Source organism: Actinoallomurus soli, assembly GCF_024055715.1.
Taxonomy (GTDB): domain Bacteria; phylum Actinomycetota; class Actinomycetes; order Streptosporangiales; family Streptosporangiaceae; genus Actinoallomurus; species Actinoallomurus soli.
Genome location: NZ_JAMXMV010000001.1, coordinates 1,054,267 through 1,074,155, shown reverse-complemented (window position 1 = coordinate 1,074,155; position 19,889 = coordinate 1,054,267). Strand labels below are relative to the sequence as shown.

Below are 19,889 nucleotides of genomic sequence, written 5' to 3'. Positions count from 1 at the left end.
CGCCACCCCGGCGGGCGGGCCTGGTCAGGGGCCCGCCTCGATGGTGAGCCGGGTCAGCTCGACCCGTGAGGTCACGTCGAGTTTGCGGAAGATGTGCCGCAGGTGGAAGGCCACCGTGTGGGTGCTCATGGACATCTGGGTCGCCACCTGGCGGTTCGTGAGGCCCTGCGCGACGAGCGCGGAGACGCTGCGTTCGGTGTCGGTGAGGCTCGCCCAGCCCGAGACCGGCCGGTCGGCCTGGCTCCAGTGCCGGCGCCGGACCCCCAGCCGCCGCAGCCGGCGGCGTACCCGTGCCGCGTCGCGGGCCGCGCCGAGATCCGTGTAGGCCGCCAGCGCCGTGTCCAGGCCCGCAACGGCGTCCCGCCGCAGGGCGGGGCCCTCCGCCGTGATCAGCATCCCCAGGTCCTCGGCCGCCGAGGCGCGCGCCCACGGGTCGGTGTGCCCGGCGGCGGCGCGCTCGAGCGCGTCCCGGTCCCGGTCGAGCAGGCCGCGCGCGTGCGCGGCGGTGACGCCCAGGCAGGGGAAGACGGGATGGCCGCCGGCCAGCCGGTCCATCGCCGCGACGACCGCCCGGGCCCGCGCCCGGTCGCCGAGGGCGAGCGCCGTCCGTACGAGCCACGGCGCCGCGGTCGATTCGCTGATCAGCGTCCAGCGGTGCGTCTCCAGGTCGTCGCAGAGCCGCCCGACCGCCTCCGCCGCCGCGGCCGCGCCCTCACTGGCCACGGTGACCTGGGCCCGGGCCAGGCGGAGCCGCGCGTCGGCGTACGGTGAGCCGCAGTGGCACGGCGGCGGCCGGTCCCCTTCGGCGTATCGCCGGGCCCCGCGCAGGTCACCGGCCCGCATCACCGCCGTCGCCAGCACCGACAGCGCGTACGAGGTGAGCACGTGCGGTCCGAGCCGACTGGTGATCGCCAGACCGGCCCCGGCCTCGGCGGCGGCGTCGTGGAAGCGCCCCTCCGCCAGGTGCATGCGGGCGCGCAGGACCGCCGGCGCCGCCGCCCAGGCCAGGTGACCGGCCGTCTCGGCCTCCTCCCCCGCGCCCGCCATCACCGCGCGGGCCTCTTCCAGGCGGTGGACGTCGATCAGCAGCATCGTGAGGATCATCCGGGGATGGAGGCGGCGCGCGTCCGCCGACTCCGCCCGCCGTACGGCCGCACGGGCCAGCCGCAACCCGTCGGCCGGCCGTCCCGACCCCCACTCCGACAGCGCGAGGGTGATCAGCGCGCCGGTGACCAGCGCGTCGCCGTGGCCGTCCGCCGCGAACACGATCCGTTCCGCTCGCGCGCGGGCGCCCCTGTCGTCGCCCATCCCCGCCTGGGCGTTGAGCAGCACCAGTTCGGCCTCGTCGCGCAGCTCGCCGGACAGTCCCGGGACGGTGAGGAGTGCGCTCGCCTCGGCCGCGGCCTCTCCGGTGCGGCCCGTCAAGGGCAGGATCGCCGACCGCAGGCACCGCAGCCGCGCGGACGTCTCACCGGGCAGGGGCGTCAGCAGCGCCGAGTCCACGAGGTCCAGGGCGTCCTCCAGCCGGCCCGCCGTGCTCAGGGCGCGGACGGCCGTCACCGTACGGGCGGGCCAGGCCGGCTCGGCCGGATCGGTGAGCCGGAGGGCGTGCGCGGCCAGGGCCGCCGCGGAGCGGGGCGACACCAGGGTCACGGCGGCGACCGCCCGGTCGAGATCCGCCAGGGCGCGGGCGTCGCCCGGCCGGACTCCCTGCATCAGGTGCGAGGCCGCGGCCGGCATCGCACTCCCGCCCCGCTCCATGAGGAGGTCCCCGACCTGCCGGTGCAGCGCCCGCCGGACCGGCGCCGGAACGGCGTCCGCGACGACCCGCCAGACCAGGCCGTTGCGGAACGCCAGTTCCTCCGGGGCGACGACCAGGAACCCCTCGCAGAACGCCTCGTCGAGCTGCGGCAGCAGCGCGGCCGGTGTCGCGCCGAGCACCTCGGCGGCGTCCTCGGGGCAGAAGGAGCGCCCGATCACCGCGCCCACGGTCAGCAGGTGGCGCGTCGCCGGGCTCACCCGGCCCAGGCGGCGCCCGAGGTCGGCGCGGACCCGCTCCGGGATCCGCGGGGTCACCAGGCGCGCCCGCCCGCCGACGACCGTCACCGCATCCTCGTCCCGTAGCCCGGACAGCAGCTCGGCGAGCAGGGCCGGGTCGCCGCCCGTCTCCGCCGCGAGCGCCAGCAGGTCCGGGTCGGGCACCGCCCCGAGCATGTCGATCACGACCTCCCGCACGGTCGCGTCGTCGAGCGGGCCGAGCGTGAGACGCGTCGCGCCCTCGCGTTCGAGCAGGTCGAACAGGCGGCCGGTCTCGGTCGCGCGCCCGGTCGTACGCCGGGCCAGCAGCCACACGACGGGGTGGGAGGCCAGCGCCCGCGTCAGCGTGTGAACCGCCGTGAGCGTGGCCGGATCGGCCCACTGCAGGTCGTCCAGGGCCACCAGCACGGGTCCTTCGCCGCAGCGTCGTTCCAACGCGGCCCGGATCTCCTCGATGATCCGGAGCCGCCGTCCGGGGCGGCCGACGGGTCCCGCGTCGCCGGCGAACGGCAGGCCGGCGAGGGCGGACAGCAGCGGCTCGAGCGGCGCGGCCTTCGCGAACTCCCCCGCTCCCCCGGTCGCCGTCGAGAAGCCCGGCGCGGCGGCAGCGCACGCGGCCTTCGCCAGCAGGAGGCTCTTGCCCGTCCCCGCCTCGCCCTCGATGAGGAGGACGCCGGACCGCCCGGCCCGCGCCGACCGCGTCAGGGCGACGATGGCCTCCCACGCGCGCTCGCGCCCCCGCACCGTTCTCTCGTGGCGCGGCGTCTCGACCCGTGAACGCTGAACGGCCATGGAGCCTCCTTCGTCGGCCTCATGACCAAGGTGCTGTGCTCGTTGATTCCCTCGCTTCGCTCGGTCATGGCTCCCGTGCTCCCCCTCTCCCGAGGATAGGACGGCGGCATACGCGCATTTTCGGTAACGATCTTTTCGGTGGGTCAGATAGACCGTTACCTCTCCCCGAAGAGGCCTCCGGAACCCCGGGACGGCCGGGCACCCGCGGAACCGCAGCGTGCCATGGGGGTTTTGCGCGCATGCAAGGACCCGTGACGGGATTCCCCGGACGCGTAAGGCTGTCTGTCATGGGAGCACATCCTGATCCCGAAAGACCGGCCGGCCGGGTCGGCGGCGCCGCCGTGGTACGCCGCCTGACACGGACCGCGGCTCCGTGCGTCGCGGTCCTCGGCCCGGCCGCCCACTCCGGACGGAAGGTGCGATGACCATGGGGTCGGTTCTCAGGATGCCGCGGCCGGAGTTCGACCGAGCCTGGCCGTACGGGACGGAGGAGACGTACGAGGACGCCTCCCCGCCCGGAATCGACGCCGCGACGCCCAACGTCGCCCGGATGGACAACTACTACCTCGGGGGCAAGGACAACTTCTCCGTCGATCGTGATCTGGCCGAACGCGCGCTGCACGAGGCGCCCGTCATCGCCAGGCTGGTGCAGGTGAACAGGGGCTTCCTGCACCGCACGGCCCGTTTCCTCGCCGAGGAGAGGGGCATCCGGCAGTTCCTCGACATCGGCTGCGGTCTCCCCTCGGAGATCAATCTCGACGAGACCGTGCGGCGGATCGACCCGGAGTGCCGGGTGGCGTATGTCGACAACGACCCGATGGTGCTGACCCACGCTCGTGCGCTGATGGCCGTGGGCGGCAGCGTCGGGGTGTACGAGGCGGACCTGCGCGAGCCATCGACGGTGCTCGGCGACCCGGAGCTGCTGCGGCTCCTCGACCTGACCGAGCCGGTGGCGGTGTTCCTGCTGAACGTCCTGCCCTTCATCCCGGAGAACCCGCGCCGGATCGTGGACGAGCTCGTGCGCTACCTGCCCACCGGCAGCCACGTGGTGGTGTCCCACGCCGAGCGCACGCCGGACCTGGAGGCGGTGGCCGAGCTGTACGAGGAGGCAGGTCTGTCGTTCCTCCCGCGCAGCCGGTTCGAGATAGCGCGGATCGCCCACGGCCTCGAACCGGTCGCGCCCTACCCGGCGGGTCTGCCGCTCTCGCGCTCGGGCGGAGAGCCGGACGCGGCCGACGCGGTACCCCTCATCGGCTGTGTGGGACGCAAACGTTGAAATGTAAATCAAGCCGATTCGTCGTGCTTTGCCCGGTCGCCGGATAAGATCGATGCGCCCGCCAGTGCTACTTCCCGAGCGCGTGATGCCATCCGAAAGCGACCCGAAGCCCCTTTCCGAAATCGCGCAGGACATCGGGCTGACGATGTCCGATGTGGCGATTTTCTCCGGTCTTGACGAGAGCACCGTCTTCCGTTTGTGGGACAACAGCGACTGGCTGGATCGCGTCAGCGGCCGGTCGCTGCAGAGCCTGATGTCGTCGGTGCCCGGCATCGCCGAGTACGCGATGGCGCACTCGCTGTTGAAGCGGCGCACCACACTGATCGCGGACCTCCAGGCCGAAGGGATGTCCGTCAACCTGGACGCGCTGGAGACCTCGACCGTGGCCCGCCAGCTCCTGCTGAACGCCCTCGAGGCCGCGCTGTACATCGTCCGCGACGGCCCGAGCCAGCGCGTCTCCTCCTACCTCGCCCGGTTTTGGGGCCGGGAGCAGGATCGCGCGCTGGAGGCGCTGTTCTCCGCCGAGCCGGGACACGGCCTGCTGGGCGATCCGGGCAGGCTCGTCGAGGCGTCGATCGATCTGGCCCCCCGTCTGAGCCGGAAGACGTACTCCTTCCATTCCCTGCTCACGCTCAACATCCTCACCCACCAGGTCAGCAAGGCGGCCGGTGCGCCGGACGCCGACCTGGCGATGCAGCGGCCCGGCCGCCAGAGCGCCCTGATGATGCGCGGGGTGGTCATGGGCGCGCTGATCAGCTCCAACGACCTGGAGCTCGCCGAGAGGTACCGGCGGGAGCTGGACCGCACACCGGTGTACGCCGCGCTCGAAGAGTGGTCCTTCCCCACCTACATGCGGGACGGCCGGATCAGCTCGGACTTCACGCTGCCCAACTCGCTGCTGCTGCGGAACACGGCGGCCGAGGTGCTGCGGGAGATCAAGACCTACAACGACGCCTACGTGTACTACCTGGTGTCGACGTACCTTCCGCTCGCGCTGCGCCGCGACCCGACGTTCGGGCGGCGGATCACCGATCTGATCGCGACACTCGAGCAGCGCGCCGCCGAGTGCCGGGACAAGCGAATACGGGCCGCCTGCAACACGCTGGTGCGGCAGCTGAAGGGCGTGGCCTGACCATGCCAGAGGGGGGACAGATGGGCCGGACCTACCAGGACGTCGCAGAACTCACCCGGGAGCGGTGGGAGGCGAACACCGACTACTGGGTGCAGGTGATCCGGGAGAGCCGTGACCGGTACCGCACCGAGCTGACCGACCGGGCCGTCCTGGACGCGATCGGCGACTGCGCGGGCCTGCGGGTCCTGGACGCCGGCTGCGGCGAGGGGTACCTCACCCGCACCCTGGCGGCCCGCGGCGCCCGGGTCGTCGGCGTCGACGCCTGCCACGGCCTGATCGACGCCGCCGAGAGTCTGGCCTGTGAGGGCCCCGGCTCGGCCTCGTTCACCCGGGCGAGCGTCGACGCGCTGCCGCTGGAGGATGCCTCCTTCGACCTGGTGGTCTGCAACCACCTGTTCAGCCACCTGCACGACCCGTCGCGCGCGATCGATGAGTTCGGCCGGGTGCTCCGGAGCGGGGGGCGGCTGATCATCCTCACGCTGCACCCCTGCTTCTACACCGGCAACGCCGAGCGCGGAGCGAGCACGAGCGTCCCGGCGGCGGAGTACTTCGCCGGGCGGGGCATCGACCAGCACTTCATGGTCGACGGGCTCCGCTCGCCCTCGAAGATCACTTCGTGGCTCCGTCCGCTGGAGTTCTACGCCAGGACCCTCCGGGAGGCCGGGTTCGTCATCGCGGATCTGCGGGAGCCGCACCCGACGGACGAACAGCTCCGGAACGATCCATGGTGGCGCACGGGCTTCCCAACCGCGATCTTCATGCTCCTGGTGGCGGAGCGCCGCTGACCCCGGATTGGCCGATCTTTAATCAAAACACCCGTTGAACGGGCGGATCGGCGGGTAGGGCCGGGATTCGTAGGCTCCATTTCCTTACCTGGAGCGTCTCCGGCCGTAGGCCGACGAACCCGAGCCGCGGCCGGCCGCGGCGAACTGCCGCGATCACGCCGGAATCGGCAGGTGAACAACATGACTGATGAAGATCGACGTAGAGCCGACCGCCTCGCCCGCGCACTGGGAGTCGCGAGCCTCGGCCTGGGAATCGCACCGCTGACCGCATCCGACGTCATCAGCCGGCTGTGCGGCGTGGACGACTCCAGGTCGGCTCGCACGATGGTGCGGCTGGTGGGCCTGCGCGAGTGGGTGCACGCGGTGCTGCTCCTGGGCAGCCGCACGCCCGGACCGCTCGTGTGGACCCGGGTCGCGGGCGACGCGATGGACCTGAGCGCCCTCGGCCTGGCGGCCTCGAACCGGAGGGGCCACCGGCGCGCCCGGATCCTGGCGGTGACCGCGGGGGTCGTCGGGATCACCGTGGTCGACGTGTACGCCGCGCTGCGCGGGACCCGGCGCCGGAAGCCGGAAGGCGCCCGCGCCGGCACCGTGCACGCCGCCATCACCGTCAACCGCCCACGCGACGAGGTCTATCGCTTCTGGCGCGACCTCGAGAACCTCCCTCAATTCATGATCCACCTCGACACGGTCCGCGACCTCGGTGACGGGCGTTCGCACTGGAGGGCCACGGGGCCGCTGGGCAGGACCCTCGAATGGGAGGCGGAGATCATCGACGACCGCCCGGACGAGCTGATCGCCTGGCACGCGACCGAGGGAATGATCGCCGGCAACAGCGGCGCGGTCCGCTTCACCGACGCGCCCGGCGACCGGGGCACGGAGGTACGGGTGACCCTGCACTACGCGCCGCGCGGCGGCGGAGCCGCAACGGCGTTCACCCGTCTCCTGGGCGAGCACCCCGACCAGATGGTCCGCGACGACCTGCGCAGGTTCAAGCAGGTCATGGAGACCGGCGAGGTCGTCCGCTCAGAGGGCACACCGGAGGGCACGCGCACGACGCGGCAGCTGCGACAGCGTCCGGCCCAGCCGCTGGCGAGAGGAGGGTTCCGATGAGAGCCAACTGCTGGATGGGCCGCGGGAAGGTCGAGGTCCAGGACGTTCCGGATCCGCAGATACTCAACAGTCACGACGCGATCGTCCGGATCAGCTCGGCGGCGATCTGCGGGTCCGACCTGCACCTCTACGACGGCTTCATCCCGACGATGAAGAAGGGCGACGTCCTCGGCCACGAGTTCATGGGCGAGGTCGTGGAGGTCGGTCCGGAGGTCCGCAACCTGCGGCCCGGCGACCGGGTGGTCGTCCCCTTCCCGATCGCCTGCGGGCACTGCTGGGCCTGTGAGAACGAGCTGTTCTCCGTCTGCGAGAACTCCAATCCCAACGCCGGGATGGCCGAGAAGCTCCTGGGGCACGCGCCGGCCGGCATCTACGGCTACAGCCACATGCTCGGCGGCTTCCCCGGCGGCCAGGCCGAGTACGCCCGGGTGCCGTTCGCCGACGTCAACCCGATCAAGATCGAGGACGACCTGCCGGACGAGAAGGTGCTCTTCCTTTCCGACATCTTCCCGACCGGCTGGATCGGGGCGGAGATGGCGGACATCCACGACGGCGACGTCGTCGCCGTGTGGGGCGCCGGTCCGGTCGGCCAGTTCGCGATCGCCAGCGCGTTCCTGATGGGCGCCGAACGGGTCATCGCGATCGACCGATTCCCGTACCGGCTGCGCCGCGTCGAGCGGATGGGCGCCGACCCCCTCGACTACGAGGAGGGAATCGACATCCCGGACGCGCTGCGCGACATGACCGGCGGTCGCGGCCCGGACTCCTGCATCGACGCCGTCGGCCTCGAGGCACACCACGCCACGCCGATGTACGCCTACGACCGGGCGAAGCAGGCCACGCGTCTGGAGACGGACCGGCCGTTCGTCCTCCGCGAGGCGATCAGGTCCTGCCGCAACGGCGGGACCGTGTCGGTGATCGGCGTCTACGGCGGGTTCGTCGACAAGTTCCCGATGGGCTCGTTCATGAACCGGTCCCTGACCCTGCGGGGCGCGCAGTGCCACGTGCAGAAGTACCTGCGGCCCCTGCTCGACCGGATCCAACGTGGGGACATCGACCCGAGCTTCGTCATCAGCCACCACATGAGCCTGGACGACACTCCGCACGGCTACCGGATCTTCCGCGACAAGGAGGAGGAGTGCAACAAGGTCGTCCTGCACCCCTGACGGCCCAAGGGCGTCACTCGTCGGCGAAGATTCGCCGTCGGCTCATCTCACCGTCTCCGGACGGGGGCGGTACGCGGAGATGCTCCCTGTGTGAGCGACTCGACGACGGGTGACGCGCGGGGCGGACCGCGCGGCGGGCCCGGGCCCGCCTGATGGAGTTCAGCGTTCCGCTGGCGCTGCTCGGAGCGATGCTCTTCGCGGTGTCGGCCACCCTGCAGCAGCGCACGGCGCGCCGGACGATGCTCTTCGTCCGGCTCGTGCGCGAACCGTCGTGGTTGCTGGGCTGCGTCGTGGGTCTCGCCGGCTTCGGCGCCCAGGCGATGGCCCTGCACCTCGGCTCCATCGTCGTCGTCCAGGCGCTCCTCGTCACGCAGTTGCTGTTCGCGCTCCCGCTCAACGCCGTGACCGGGGGACGGCGACCGCTCGTCCGGGACTGGTCGGGAGCCGCCGCGGTCTGCGCCGGCCTGGCCCTCTTGGTCACCGTCCGCGGCGCGGTGGCGCCGTCGGCCGGGCGGCGATCCGCGGTGGCGCCGACGGTGGTGGTGGCGGCGGGGCTCATCGGGCTGCTCCTCCTGATCGCCCGGCTGCTCCGATCGCACGCGCAGTCCCGCACCGCCGCGCTCGCCGTCGCGGCCGGGATCTGCTTCTGCATGACGGCCGTCTTCCTCGTGTTCGCCGGTGACGACCTCGCCCGGCGGGGGGTGGTCGCCACCGCCCTCGACTGGCCGCCGGCCGCGCTGGCCGTCTCCACCGCCGCGGCCACGGTGCTGGTGCAGAAGGCGTTCGCGAGTGGTTCGCTGCCTACCGCCATGACGTCGATGACCATCACCGACCCGATCGCCGGCTGGGTGGTGGGCATGACGGTCTTCGGCGCGCCGGCGAGCGGCAGGGGCGTGCTCTGCGGCAGTCTGCCCGCGATCGTGCTGGTCGCGGCAGGAGCCGCGGCGCTGGCCGCCTCTCCCACCCTGCACGATGAACGCCGGGATCCGTCACCCGGATGCTGAGACTTCCGCGTCGGTGCGTCGGCTGATCAGTTCATAGCCGTTCAGCAACCCGGTGACCGTCGCCCCCCAGGGGTAGCGCTCGGCACCGGCCCGGGCCGCGGCGCGGCGCTGCGCCTCCGGCAGCGCGATCAGGTCCAGGACGGCCTCCGCCATCCCCCTCGGCGTGCCGTCGCTGACCACCCCGGAGCCGGGCCCGCCGAGCAGTTCCCGCGCCGCTCCCTCCGGCGGGACGACGACCGGCGTCCCGCACGCCAGCGCCTCCAGCGTCGCCAGCCCGAACGACTCCACCGGGCAGGGGAACAGCGCGACGTCGGCGGCGGCGACCAGCCGGGCGATGGCCGGCCGATCGGACAGATGGCCGAGGAGCGTGACCGGCAGACCGCGGGCGCGGCGTTCCAGGGGCCGCCGCTGCGGGCCGTCGCCGATGACCACCAGGCGGGCGTCGACGCCACGCGCGCACAACACGCCCAAGGTGTCGATCGCGGCCTCCGGGCGCTTCTCTCGCGACAGGCGCGTGACCGTTACCAGGAGCACCGGCCGATCACCTCTCGGACTCGCGTGCGTCGCCGACGATGACCCGTCGGCGACGGACCGGACCTCGTCCACGTCGGCGGCCGGCCGGAATTCGGCGAGGTCGACGCCGAGCGGTATCCGGCGGACGTTCGGCGCGCCGATCCGCTCGAACTCGGCGGCGGAGAAGGCGGAGGTGACGATGACCTCGTCGGCCAGACCGCTGAGCCGCCGGTTGATGGTGTCCGCCGCCGCGCGCAGGGGAGTCCAGCGGGGCACCCTCGATCGCAGGATCGCGTCCAGGCGCTCATGGGAGAACAGCACGAGCGGCACGCCGCGCCGACGGCTCCATCGGGCCAGCCAGACGAGACTGATCTTGTCGCTGACCTCCAGTACGTCCGGTGGGGCCGCGTCGAGCAGCCGGAGCACCCGCCGCCGAGCGGTGAGGACGCGGTAGTCACCGAGGCCGGGCAGGCCGACGCCGCGTACGGTGACGCGTCGCCCGGACGGCGTCTGCTCCACCGACTCGACGCGCCCGGGGACGATGAGGATCCGCTCGTGCCCGGCCTCCCGGTAGCCCCGGCCGACCTTGTCGAGTGCGATGCGCTGGCCGCCGGACGTTGGGGTGTAGAAGTTCGCGACCTGCACGATCCTCAACGGATCACCACTTCCGAGTAGGTCATCGCCCGTCCTCCCGCCGCGAGCACCGCTTCGATCGCCCGCATCGTCGTGTCACGCAGGCCGGGCCGGTCCAGATCGTCGGGGTGCAGGGCGATTCGGATCAGGCCGCCGCGGCTCGCGCGCCGACGCACCCACTCCTCGATGAGGACGGCGCCGAGTCGTTCGCCCGCGCCGCCGGGCCGGTGGGAGAGGGCGAAACCCCGCCGCAGCCGCCCGGTCCACAGGTCGTGCACGCCGAAGTGCGAGGTGGTGTAGCGAAACCCCGCCCGGCGCAGGGCCCGGTTGGCGGCGGATGAGGCCAGCCAGCCCGGTGGCGTGAACCCGGAGGTGGCCAGGCCCAGCTCCCGCAGGACGGTGCGGCCCGCCCGCAGCCGTTCCGCGGCCTGCGCCTCGTCGAGCGCGGCGAACTCGGCCGCGCCCCGAGCCACCGCCCGGCCCACCGAGCGGCGCAGCACCGATCCCTCCGGGCCGGCCCGATGGCTCCACCCGTGCAGGACGAGTTCGTCGCCGCGCTCCGCCCGTGCCCGGAGGACGTCGGCGTAGCCAGGCTCGTCGGCGAGCGAGGGCCCGCGCCAGGGACCGGGAATCGTCAGCAGCGACACGGGGATGCCGAGCGAGTCCGCGTCGGCGCACCAGCGCCGCGTCTGCTCGGCCGTCGCGGGAGCGACGTCGTGGACGCTGACCACCAGTCGCGTCGGGGCGCGCCGCGTCGCGGACGCCCGGTACGCTCGCCCCACCCGTCCGCGGTCGTCCGCACGGATGACGGGCCGACGCCGGTCCATCACGCCGCCTGCCGCTCGGACCGGCCGGATCGGACGGCATGGTAATGGCCGACCAGCTCCGCGCAGACGGTGTCCCAGTCCCGTCCGCGCACCGACAGCCGAGCGTGGGCGGCCATCCGCCGCCGCATCGGGGCGTCCGCGACCAGCCTGGCGACGGCAGCCCGGAGCGAGGCCGCGTCGTCCGGGGGATAGAGCAGGCCGTTGTAGCCCGGTTTCACAAGATCGAGAGGGCCGCCGGCCGCGGGTGCCACCACCGGGACTCCGGCCGCCAGCGCCTCCTGAACGGCCTGGCAGAACGTCTCGTCCGCGCCCGTGTGCACGAAGACGTCGAGTGAGGCGACGAGCTCCGACAGCTCCCGGCCGGTGCGGAACCCGGTGAAGACCGCTTCGGGCAGGATCCGCCGCAGCCGCCGCCCGGCGGGCCCGTCGCCCACCACGACGAGCCGCACATCGGGTAGGTCGGCCAGGTGCCGCAGCAGGGACGGGCGTTTCTCGGCGGCCAGCCGGCCGACGTAGCCCACCAGCAGCCGTCCGTCCGGGGCCAGCCGCGCGCGCAGTTCCGCGGACCTGTGCCGTGGGTGGAAACGCCGGTCGTCGACTCCCCGCGCCCACAGCGCGAGCCGTGGCAGGCCGCGCCGCCGCAGGAGGTCCAGGGTGGGCGTGGACGGCACCAGCGTGCGGTCGGCCTGTTCATGGAGATGGCGGAGCCACGCCCAGACGAGGTGGTCGGCGCCCCGCAGACCGTACCGGCGCGCGAAGCCCACCACGTCGGTCTGGAAGACGGCCACCGTCGGCACGTCCAGCCGCCGGGCGGCCGCGACGCCGGAGGCTCCGAGCGTGACCGGAGCGGCCAGATGGACCACGTCCGGGCCGAATTCGCTCAGCACTGCGGTCACCTGACGCGTGGGCACGCCGACGACGAACGACCGGTAGAACGGCAGGGCGACGCCTCGCGTGAGGCGTACCGGCTGTCCGGCGTGGCCTCCCGGCCCCGGTCCCGGCGCGACCACCAGCACCTCACTGCCGCACCCGGCCAGGTGCTCGACCACACGACACACCGAGTTCGTCACCCCGTTCACCCGGGGCAGGAACGACTCGGTCACGATCGCGACCTTCACGGCTGTGAGCCTGACCTCGCCGTACGACCGCCGGACCGCCGCGTGGTTCCGCCGGGGCGAACATCCAACGAACGACGTTGATCGCCCGCGGCGAGGAGTTTCAAGACGCCTGGAACGATCCACGCCGCGCCACGATGCGCCGGGCCGAAGCAAAGGCCCAGAGTCGGACACCGGGGGCGTTTCGGCTCGCAGCCGAACCGACGCGCGTGGCTGGAGAGTCACCGGCCCTGGGCCGGGGCGATGCGCAGGACCGCCTTGCCGTCGGCGATCGCGACGAGCGTGATCGCGAGGCCGTTCATCATGGTGGTCGCGCCGGCGTTCCCGCCCAGTTCGACGGCGAGGGACGTGCCGGGGGCGGTCCCCCGCAGGGCGATGTCGTCGCCGCTGATGGCGGTCACCGTCAGCTCGTTCACGCCGAGCCGGGCCGGCACCGGGATGCGGTCGCGGGGGGACACCTGGACCTCGCATCGACCCGTGCGGCAGGCCTTGAGATCGGTGCCGTTCGCCGCGCGGGGCAACGGTGCGCCGGACCCGGCCGTGGTCCGCGGCACCGGCCAGGGCGGCGCCGTCGGTCCGGTCGGCGGCACGGGCCACGGCGGGGGCGTCGGCCCCGTGGGCGGCACAAGGACGCCGGACGGCGGCATCGTCGGTGGTGCGGCCGGCCGCGTCCGGAAGGTCGGCGGGCCGCCTTTCGCGCCGGGCGGCGGAACCGTAGGCGACCCGCCACCGCCTCCGCAGCCCGCGACGGCGAGCACGACGCCCGCCGCGAGTACCGCACGCCCGATCCCGCCCATCGCCTGCCTCCCGGAGCCTCCGTGGTCCGGGCGCTCCGCCCGAAGCCCTACCCGACCCCTACCCTTGGCGATGAGATGCTCACACAGAGACATCGCGGGCGAGCGGCAGGGATCGCGATGTGTGGGACCACCGGTCTACCGAAGTGCCGGCACGGGGCGTTGGTCCGGGCCGATGTATCGGGCCAGCGGGCGGATGAGCGCGTTGTGACCGAGTTGCTCGACGATGTGGGCGCTCCAACCGGTGATCCGGCTCATCACGAAGATGGGGGTGAACATCGGGATGTCGAATCCCATCAGGTGGTAGGCGAGGCCGGCCGGATAGTCGAGATTCGCATGGATGCCCTTCTTGCCGAACATCGCCTGGCGCAGTGCGGCGTGCACCTCCGCCAGCCGGGCGGTCGCAGGATCACTGCTGCGGGCAACGAGCCGGTCAGTGGCCTCCTGCATGATCGCTACGCGCGAGTCACCGTGCTTGTACACCCGGTGCCCGAATCCCATGATCTTACGTTTCGCCGCCAGTGCCTCGTCGAGCCACTCCTCCACACGCCCGGCGTCGCCCACCTCGTTCAGCATGTGCATCACGGCCTCATTGGCGCCACCGTGCAGCGGACCTTTCAGGGCACCGATGGCCGCGGTGATGGCGCTGTAGAAATCGGACAGGGTGGAGGCGACCACGCGAGCGGTGAACGTGGACGCGTTGAAACTGTGCTCTGCGTACAGGATGAGCGAGATCTCGAAACACCGGACCACTTCAGGGTCGGGCACGGCACCGAAGCACATGTGGAAGAAGTTCTCCGCGAACCCGAGGGACGGGTCGGGCGGAATCGGGTCGAGACCGTGCCGGCGCCGCCGATCGGCGGCGACCACGACAGGTATCCGGGCGAGCATGGCCAGCGACTTGGCGTGGTGGGCGGCGGGGCCGTCGTCGTTCTCGGCGGGATCCTCGGCGCCGAAGAAACTGACCGCGGTGCGGAGTACGTCCATCGGATGGCAGGTCAAGGGCAGCCGCGCCAGGAGCTCCATCGTGGTGCGGTCGAGCGGGCGCAGAGCGCGTTCTGCCGCCTGGAATTCGCCCAGCCGGTCGAGGCCGGGAAGCTCGCCGTGCCAGAGCAGATGGGCGACCTCCTCGAAGCTGCGGTGCGCGGCGAGGTCTTGCACGGGGTAACCGCGGTAGGTGAGGGAATTGGTCTCCTCGATGACGGTGGAGATCGCGGTGGTGTCCACGGTGACACCGGCGAGTCCGCGATGGATCTCGGGCGTGATGCCGGTCATTGACGTGCCCTTCTCGTGCTTCCCGGCCTCAGGTGCCGGGTGGGAGGTCGAAGTCGAAGACGGCCGAGTCGAAGTTCGTGTAATCGGCGTAGTCGAGGAGGTCGTAGAGCCGGGACCTGGTCTGCATTCGCGGCAGCAGCGTTCTCTGGGTGCCCTCGGCGGCGAGGACGCTCAGACCGTCCTCGATGGCCCCCATCGCGAGGCGCAGCAGGGTGACCGGGTAGATGACGATGTTGTAGCCGAGGTTCTCCAGCGTGGCCGCGTCGAGGAGCCGGCCGACGCCGAACTCGGTCATGTTCGCCAGCAGGGGGACGTCCACCGCAGCACGGAACGCCTCGAACTCCCTCTCGTCCATGAGCGCTTCGGGGAAGATCGCGTCGGCGCCCGCGTCCACGTACGCCTTGGCCCGGTCGATGGCGGCGTCCAGTCCCTCGACGGCACGGGCGTCGGTGCGGGCCATCAGCAGGAAGTCCGGGTCGCGGCGGGCGTCGACGGCGGCTCGCAGGCGGCGGACCATCGCCTCACGGGAGACGACGCTCTTGCCCTCGAGGTGCCCGCACCGTTTGGGATTGACCTGGTCCTCCAGATGAAGACCGGCCAGGCCCGCGTCTTCCATCAACTGCACGGTGCGCGCGGCGTTCAGCGGCTCACCGAAGCCGGTGTCGGCGTCGACGAGTGCGGGCAGGTCCGTGACCCGAGTGATCTGCTGGGCCCTGCCTGCGATCTCGGCGGAGGTGGTGAGGCCGATGTCGGGCAGGCCGAGGTCGGCTGACAGCACCGCTCCGGAGAGATAGACGGCGTCGAAGCCCTTACGCTGGATCAGGATCGCCGACAGGGGGTTCACCGCGCCCGGTACGCGCAGCAGCCGGCCGGAGGCGAGTCGTTCGCGGAGGGCGCGGCGACGCTGTCCGGCCGTGGTGCGGGTGTGCAGCATCAGAACAGCCCCTTCGGGAGGGCGGTGTCATACGCGGCGACCGCGTCGGTGTCGACGGACGGGAACAGCAGATCGAGTTCAGGGCCGTCCAGGTCACCGAGCCGGCCGACCGCGTCAAGGAACCGGTCCTGTGCCTGAGCGATGGCGATGCCCGCGGTGAGGGCGCGGAACTTGGCGATGTAGCCGTCCCGGTCCATGGGACGGGCACCGGCCGGATGCGCGTCGGCGACCGCCAATTCGTCCTCGATCACGGTGCCGTCGCCCAGCGTCACCACGGCCCTGCCGCCGAAGGCTCGGCGTGCCGGGTCGGGGTCGCGGTAACGGCGTGTCCACTCCGGATCCTCCACGGTTCTGATCCTTCGCCACAGCTCGACGGTCGAGGGGCGGTGTGCCCGTTCGGCCGTGTAGGAGCGCTCGTGATGCCAGGTGCCGTCCTCCAATGCGACGGCGAAGATGTACGGCACCGAGTGATCGAGCGTCTCGCGGCCGGCGTCCGGATCGTACTTCTGCGGATCGTTGGAACCGGAGCCGATCACCTGGTGGGTGTGCTGGCTGGTGTGCAGCACGATCTCGCGTACGTCGGCCGGCGTCCCGATCTTCTCGCGTAGCCGCCGGGCGAGGTCGATGATCGCCTGCGCTTGGTACTCGGCGGAATGCTCCTTGGTGAAGGTCTCCAGGATGGCGCGGCGCGGCTCGTCCGGTTCCGGAAGCGAGACGGTGTAGACGGCGTCGGGACCGTCCAGCATCCAGGCCAGGAAGCCGTCCTCGCCTTCGTAGATCGGCGAAGGTGATCTTTCCCCACGCATCGCCCGGTCGATCGCTTCGATCGCCGCTTTTCCGGCGGAGGCCGGCGCGAATGCCTTCCAACTGGAGATCTCACCCTTGCGGGACTGCCGGGTGGCGGTCGTCGTGTGCACCGCCTGCTGGATCGCCTGGTACACGGTTTCGGTGTCGAGCCGCAGCAATGCCCCCAGTCCGCAGACGGTCGCGGCGCTCAGGTGCGCGACATGGTCGATGCGGTGCTCGTGCAGGCAGATGCCCTTCACGAGGGCGACATGGATCTCGTACGCGGCGATGATGCCGCGCAGCAGATCGGCGCCGCCGCGGTGGGCGTGCTGAGCGACGGCCAGCAAGGGCGGGATGTTGTCGCCGGGGTGGGAGTAGTCGGCTGCCAGGAATGTGTCGTGGAAGTCCAGCTCACGTACTGCGGTGCCGTTGGCCCAGGCAGCCCAGTCAGGCGAGACCCTCATGTCCGCGGGTGCGCCGAATACCGACGCCCCCGAGGCGGCCGGATGGGCCAGGGCCTGACAGCGGGCCACCGCGACCGGGCGGCGCAGCAGGGAGGCGACGGCGACCGCGGCGTTGTCCGTCACCCTGTTCGCCGCCATCGCCGTCGCGTCGGGGAGGAGATCATGTGCGCCGCCGGTCGCGGTGGCGACTGCGGCGAGTTTCCAGGCCAGTTGTCCCTCTCTGGGCAACGCGTCAGCGCTGCGATGGACGCGTACTTCGTGGTCGATCACTTGGCTCCTCCGGACGTACGGTCGAGGTGGCGCGTCGCGCTGCGTACGAGCCGTCGCGCTGCGTACGAGCCGTCGCGCTGCGTACGAGCCGCCGGGCTGCGTACGAGCCGCCGGGCTGCGTACGAGCCGCCGGGCTGCGCCGGCTGTTGGACGGATCAGCCGATCCAGACGGTCTTCATGTTGCAGAACTCGCGGATGCCGGCCGAACCGAGCTCGCGCCCGTACCCCGAATTCCGCACGCCGCCGAAGGGCAGTTCGGGGTAGGAGACGGACATGCCGTTGACGAAGACGGCGCCCGCTTCCAAGGCGTCGGTCAGGCGATCGGCCTGCTCGGGATCGGCCGTCCACACCGACGAGCTGAGCCCGAAGGCCGTGCCGTTGGCGAGCGAGATCGCCTCCTGCTCGTCGGCCGCACGGTAAAGGGTCGCGACCGGGCCGAACGCCTCCTCGGCGTACAGCCGGGACTCCGGTCCGAGGCCTTCCAGCAGGGTCGGAGGGTAGTACCACCCACCGGTGTCCGCAGGCGTGGCGGCCACGGCCAGCACCCGTGCGCCACGGGCGACGGCATCGTCGACCTGCGCGGCGAGCTCGTTCCGGCCGTTGGCGGTCGCGATCGGTCCGACGTCGGTGTGCTCGTCGAACGGATCTCCGACGGAGAGCATGGCGATCTTCTCGGCGAAGATGCCGGCGAACTCGTCATAGACGTCCGTGTGGACGATGAAGCGCTTGCCCGCGATGCAGGACTGTCCGTTGTTGTTCATCCGCGCGGCGACCGCCGTCGTGGCCGCCTTCTCGACATCGGCGCTCGGCATGACGATGAACGGATCGGATCCGCCGAGTTCGAGCACGGTCTTCTTGATGGCGCGTCCGGCGGCCGCGCCGACGGCGCGGCCGGCGCCTTCGGAGCCCGTGAGAGTGACCGCGGCGATCCGCGGATCGGCGATGATCGTCTCGACGCGGCTCGAATCGATGAGCAGTGAGCCGAACGCACCGGGTGGGAACCCGCCGCGCGAGAAGAGTGAATCGAGGTACAGAGCGGACCGCGGGACGTTCGCCGCGTGCTTCAGCAGGCCCGCGTTCCCCGCCATGAGCGCGGGGGCCGCGAACCGCACGACCTGCCAGATCGGGTAGTTCCACGGCATGACCGCCAGCACGACGCCGAGCGGCTGGTAGCGCGTCAGCGCCCGGCGCGCGCCGACGCTTCCCGGGGACGCCAGCGGTATGTCTGCCAGGAACTCCTCGGCGTGATCCGCGTAGAACCGCATCGTCCGTACGCTCTTGGCGACCTCGTCCCGGGCTTGGCGGATCGTCTTGCCCATCTCGGTGACGACGGTGCGCGCGACGTCTTCGGAGTCGGCTTCGAGCACCGCGGCCGTCTCCTTCATCCACGACGCCCGGGTGAGGTAGTCCGTGGCGCGCAGCGTACGAGCGGCGCGATGGGCCGCTCGCAGGCGCCGTTCGACTTCGTCCTGGCCGTGTGAAGGAATCTCCTCGACCGTTTCGCCCGTGGCCGGGTTCGTCACGGCGAGCGGAGGCGCGGTCGGTGGTTCGGTGGCGGTCGTCATCGGGGTGCCTTTCTCGAAGATGGGGTTCAGCCGGACGCCGAGGGCCAGGCGTCGAACATCTCCGGGTGCCGGGCGAGCTGCAGCCGGGTCCGTCTGATGTGTCCGCACAGGACCAGCTCCGCCTGTTCGGCGTCGCCCTCCCGCAGCGCTCTGACGAGCATGCGGTGCTCGTCGTGAACGATCTGACTGCCCTGTTCCAGGAAGACCTGGGTGAACATCGACCGATAGTGGTGTGTCATGTTCCACATGCGCTGGACGATCTCCTGGAGAACGACGGTCCGGGCGCCGTCGTAGGAGAGGGCGTGAAATTCGCGGTCGAGTCGCAGGAAGTGCTCGACGCGGTCGGCGCGCGCCATCTGTTCCGCGAGTTCGTCCATCCGGTCGAGATTCTCCGCCGTCAGGCAGGGCAGGCTCATGCGCAGCAGCAGCGGCTCGATGCGCTCGCGGATCTGGTAGAACTCCTCGCACTCGGCGCGGGTGAACCGCGCCACCCAGGCCCCGGAGTTCGCCACCAGCCGCACGAGGCCGTCGGACTCCAGGATGCGCAGGGCGCCGCGTACCGGGATGCGGCTGGCGCCGTACCTGGCCGCGATCTCCTCCTGCCGGATCCGGCTGCCGGCGGGCAGCTCGCCCGACAGGATCGATGCCCGCAGACCGTCGGCGATGCGCTGGCTGGCGTTGCCGTGACGGCCCTTGTCGTCGTTGCCCGCGGTGTCCGGATCCAATGATGAGGAGGTCGTCGCGGCGGTGGTGGGATGTTCGTCGGTCATGGTCCCCAGCATGCCTACAGTGCCGGGCGAGTGGGATTCCACAGGACCACCGTCGCGTCCGCTTCGTACGCCTTCCCGTGCGGGAAGCTGACGAGCTCGAACTGCATCCCCCACGGTGACAGGAAGTAGATCCATCGCTGTCCCGCGCTGGCGTTGGCACTGGCGACAGGCTCGCCGAGCACCTGGACGCCGCGGCTGCGCAGGTAGTCGACGGCGGCATCGAGGTCGTCCACGTAGAACGCGATGTGGTGTCCCCCGATGTCGCTGTTGCGCGGTTGTGGCCGCCGGCCGTCGGCCGGCTCCCACTCGAAGACCTCGAAGTTGGAGCCGAACCCGCAGCGGTAGAGCCGCAGCCTGCGCATCACCGAGCGCGGGTGGACGTTCAGCTGATCCCGCATCCAGTCGTCGTGCTCGTGTACGAACGGGCCGAGCTCGTAGACGCGTCGGCATCCGAGCACGTCGACCAGGAAGGTGTCGGCCTCCTCCAGGTCCGGCACGGTGAAACCGATGTGCTCCGTGCCGCGCAATCCGGGTAGTGGCATGCCTCGTTCCTCTGTCGCTCGACGAAGCCGCCGTCCACAGGAGCGGCGGACACAATTGGATACAATGAGTCCACCGCTGGGGGATGTCAAGGGAGA

General features: G+C 71.6%; 17 protein-coding genes. 6 read left to right on the top strand and 11 right to left on the bottom strand.

The window, feature by feature from the left end; translation table 11 throughout:
* Positions 1–24: 24 nt before the first annotated feature.
* Positions 25–2,829, bottom strand: a complete 2,805-nt coding sequence (locus NDW01_RS04880) for a helix-turn-helix transcriptional regulator (RefSeq protein WP_252816945.1) — start codon at positions 2,827–2,829, stop codon at positions 25–27.
* Between the two features lie 427 nt (positions 2,830–3,256).
* On the opposite strand from NDW01_RS04880, the gene NDW01_RS04875 reads away from it, so the two are divergent.
* The 6 genes from NDW01_RS04875 (at position 3,257) to NDW01_RS04850 (ending at position 9,305) form a co-directional block, all read left to right on the top strand.
* Positions 3,257–4,105, top strand: a complete 849-nt coding sequence (locus NDW01_RS04875) for an SAM-dependent methyltransferase (protein ID WP_252816943.1) — start codon at positions 3,257–3,259, stop codon at positions 4,103–4,105.
* Positions 4,106–4,259: 154 nt separating this feature from the next.
* Positions 4,260–5,237 (top strand): hypothetical protein, encoded by a 978-nt coding sequence (locus NDW01_RS04870; RefSeq protein WP_252816941.1) that lies wholly within the window; start codon positions 4,260–4,262, stop codon positions 5,235–5,237.
* 20 nt (positions 5,238–5,257) lie between these two features.
* Positions 5,258–6,022 carry a class I SAM-dependent methyltransferase gene (locus NDW01_RS04865; RefSeq protein WP_252816940.1) on the top strand — a complete coding sequence of 255 codons (765 nt, stop codon included), beginning with the start codon at positions 5,258–5,260 and terminating at the stop codon, positions 6,020–6,022.
* Between the two features lie 180 nt (positions 6,023–6,202).
* Positions 6,203–7,135, top strand: coding sequence for an SRPBCC family protein (locus NDW01_RS04860; protein WP_252816938.1), 933 nt, complete (start codon positions 6,203–6,205; stop codon positions 7,133–7,135).
* Positions 7,132–8,301, top strand: coding sequence for a zinc-dependent alcohol dehydrogenase (locus tag NDW01_RS04855; protein WP_252816935.1), 1,170 nt, complete (start codon positions 7,132–7,134; stop codon positions 8,299–8,301). Before NDW01_RS04860 ends, NDW01_RS04855 begins: the two co-directional genes overlap by 4 nt.
* Positions 8,302–8,453: 152 nt before the next feature.
* Positions 8,454–9,305, top strand: coding sequence for a DMT family transporter (locus NDW01_RS04850; protein ID WP_252816933.1), 852 nt, complete (start codon positions 8,454–8,456; stop codon positions 9,303–9,305).
* On the opposite strand, the gene NDW01_RS04845 is transcribed toward NDW01_RS04850, so the two are convergent.
* The 10 genes from NDW01_RS04845 to NDW01_RS04800 all read right to left on the bottom strand — a co-directional run bounded on the left by NDW01_RS04845 (position 9,291) and on the right by NDW01_RS04800 (position 19,793).
* Positions 9,291–10,463 (bottom strand): glycosyltransferase, encoded by a 1,173-nt coding sequence (locus NDW01_RS04845; protein ID WP_252817392.1) that lies wholly within the window; start codon positions 10,461–10,463, stop codon positions 9,291–9,293. The genes NDW01_RS04850 and NDW01_RS04845 overlap by 15 nt on opposite strands.
* 5 nt (positions 10,464–10,468) lie before the next feature.
* Entirely contained in the window at positions 10,469–11,233 is a 765-nt protein-coding gene (locus NDW01_RS04840) for a DUF2334 domain-containing protein (RefSeq protein ID WP_252816931.1), read from the bottom strand.
* Between the two features lie 44 nt (positions 11,234–11,277).
* Complete coding sequence (locus tag NDW01_RS04835) at positions 11,278–12,396, bottom strand: glycosyltransferase family 4 protein (protein ID WP_252816929.1); 1,119 nt, start codon at positions 12,394–12,396, stop codon at positions 11,278–11,280.
* A gap of 218 nt (positions 12,397–12,614) precedes the next feature.
* Positions 12,615–12,851 carry a hypothetical protein gene (locus NDW01_RS04830; RefSeq protein ID WP_252816927.1) on the bottom strand — a complete coding sequence of 79 codons (237 nt, stop codon included), beginning with the start codon at positions 12,849–12,851 and terminating at the stop codon, positions 12,615–12,617.
* 474 nt (positions 12,852–13,325) lie between these two features.
* Complete coding sequence (locus NDW01_RS04825) at positions 13,326–14,462, bottom strand: bifunctional 2-methylcitrate synthase/citrate synthase (RefSeq protein WP_252816925.1); 1,137 nt, start codon at positions 14,460–14,462, stop codon at positions 13,326–13,328.
* A 28-nt stretch (positions 14,463–14,490) separates the two neighbouring features.
* Positions 14,491–15,396 carry a methylisocitrate lyase gene (gene prpB / locus NDW01_RS04820; protein ID WP_252816923.1) on the bottom strand — a complete coding sequence of 302 codons (906 nt, stop codon included), beginning with the start codon at positions 15,394–15,396 and terminating at the stop codon, positions 14,491–14,493.
* Positions 15,396–16,916: an MmgE/PrpD family protein gene (locus NDW01_RS04815; RefSeq protein WP_252816922.1), complete on the bottom strand. Its 1,521-nt coding sequence runs from the start codon at positions 16,914–16,916 to the stop codon at positions 15,396–15,398. Before NDW01_RS04815 ends, prpB begins: the two co-directional genes overlap by 1 nt.
* Before the next feature lie 155 nt (positions 16,917–17,071).
* On the bottom strand, positions 17,072–18,481 hold the full coding sequence (locus tag NDW01_RS04810) for an aldehyde dehydrogenase family protein (RefSeq protein ID WP_252816921.1): 1,410 nt from the start codon (positions 18,479–18,481) through the stop codon (positions 17,072–17,074).
* A 26-nt stretch (positions 18,482–18,507) separates the two neighbouring features.
* Positions 18,508–19,251, bottom strand: coding sequence for a GntR family transcriptional regulator (locus NDW01_RS04805; RefSeq protein WP_252816919.1), 744 nt, complete (start codon positions 19,249–19,251; stop codon positions 18,508–18,510).
* Between the two features lie 14 nt (positions 19,252–19,265).
* A complete protein-coding gene (locus NDW01_RS04800; protein WP_252816917.1) occupies positions 19,266–19,793 on the bottom strand; it encodes a VOC family protein in 528 nt (175 codons plus the stop codon).
* Between the last annotated feature and the right edge of the window lie 96 nt (positions 19,794–19,889).

What these genes read in the sequence shown, in the direction of transcription:
- NDW01_RS04880 (WP_252816945.1), bottom strand. Translation starts at nt 2,829, where the DNA reads ATGGCCGTTCAGCGTTCACGGGTCGAGACGCCGCGCCACGAGAGAACG.
- NDW01_RS04875 (WP_252816943.1), top strand. Translation starts at nt 3,257, where the DNA reads ATGGGGTCGGTTCTCAGGATGCCGCGGCCGGAGTTCGACCGAGCCTGG.
- NDW01_RS04865 (WP_252816940.1), top strand. Translation starts at nt 5,258, where the DNA reads ATGGGCCGGACCTACCAGGACGTCGCAGAACTCACCCGGGAGCGGTGG.
- NDW01_RS04860 (WP_252816938.1), top strand. Translation starts at nt 6,203, where the DNA reads ATGACTGATGAAGATCGACGTAGAGCCGACCGCCTCGCCCGCGCACTG.
- NDW01_RS04855 (WP_252816935.1), top strand. Translation starts at nt 7,132, where the DNA reads ATGAGAGCCAACTGCTGGATGGGCCGCGGGAAGGTCGAGGTCCAGGAC.
- NDW01_RS04850 (WP_252816933.1), top strand. Translation starts at nt 8,454, where the DNA reads ATGGAGTTCAGCGTTCCGCTGGCGCTGCTCGGAGCGATGCTCTTCGCG.
- NDW01_RS04825 (WP_252816925.1), bottom strand. Translation starts at nt 14,462, where the DNA reads ATGACCGGCATCACGCCCGAGATCCATCGCGGACTCGCCGGTGTCACC.
- prpB (WP_252816923.1), bottom strand. Translation starts at nt 15,396, where the DNA reads ATGCTGCACACCCGCACCACGGCCGGACAGCGTCGCCGCGCCCTCCGC.
- NDW01_RS04810 (WP_252816921.1), bottom strand. Translation starts at nt 18,481, where the DNA reads ATGACGACCGCCACCGAACCACCGACCGCGCCTCCGCTCGCCGTGACG.
- NDW01_RS04805 (WP_252816919.1), bottom strand. Translation starts at nt 19,251, where the DNA reads ATGACCGACGAACATCCCACCACCGCCGCGACGACCTCCTCATCATTG.
- NDW01_RS04800 (WP_252816917.1), bottom strand. Translation starts at nt 19,793, where the DNA reads ATGCCACTACCCGGATTGCGCGGCACGGAGCACATCGGTTTCACCGTG.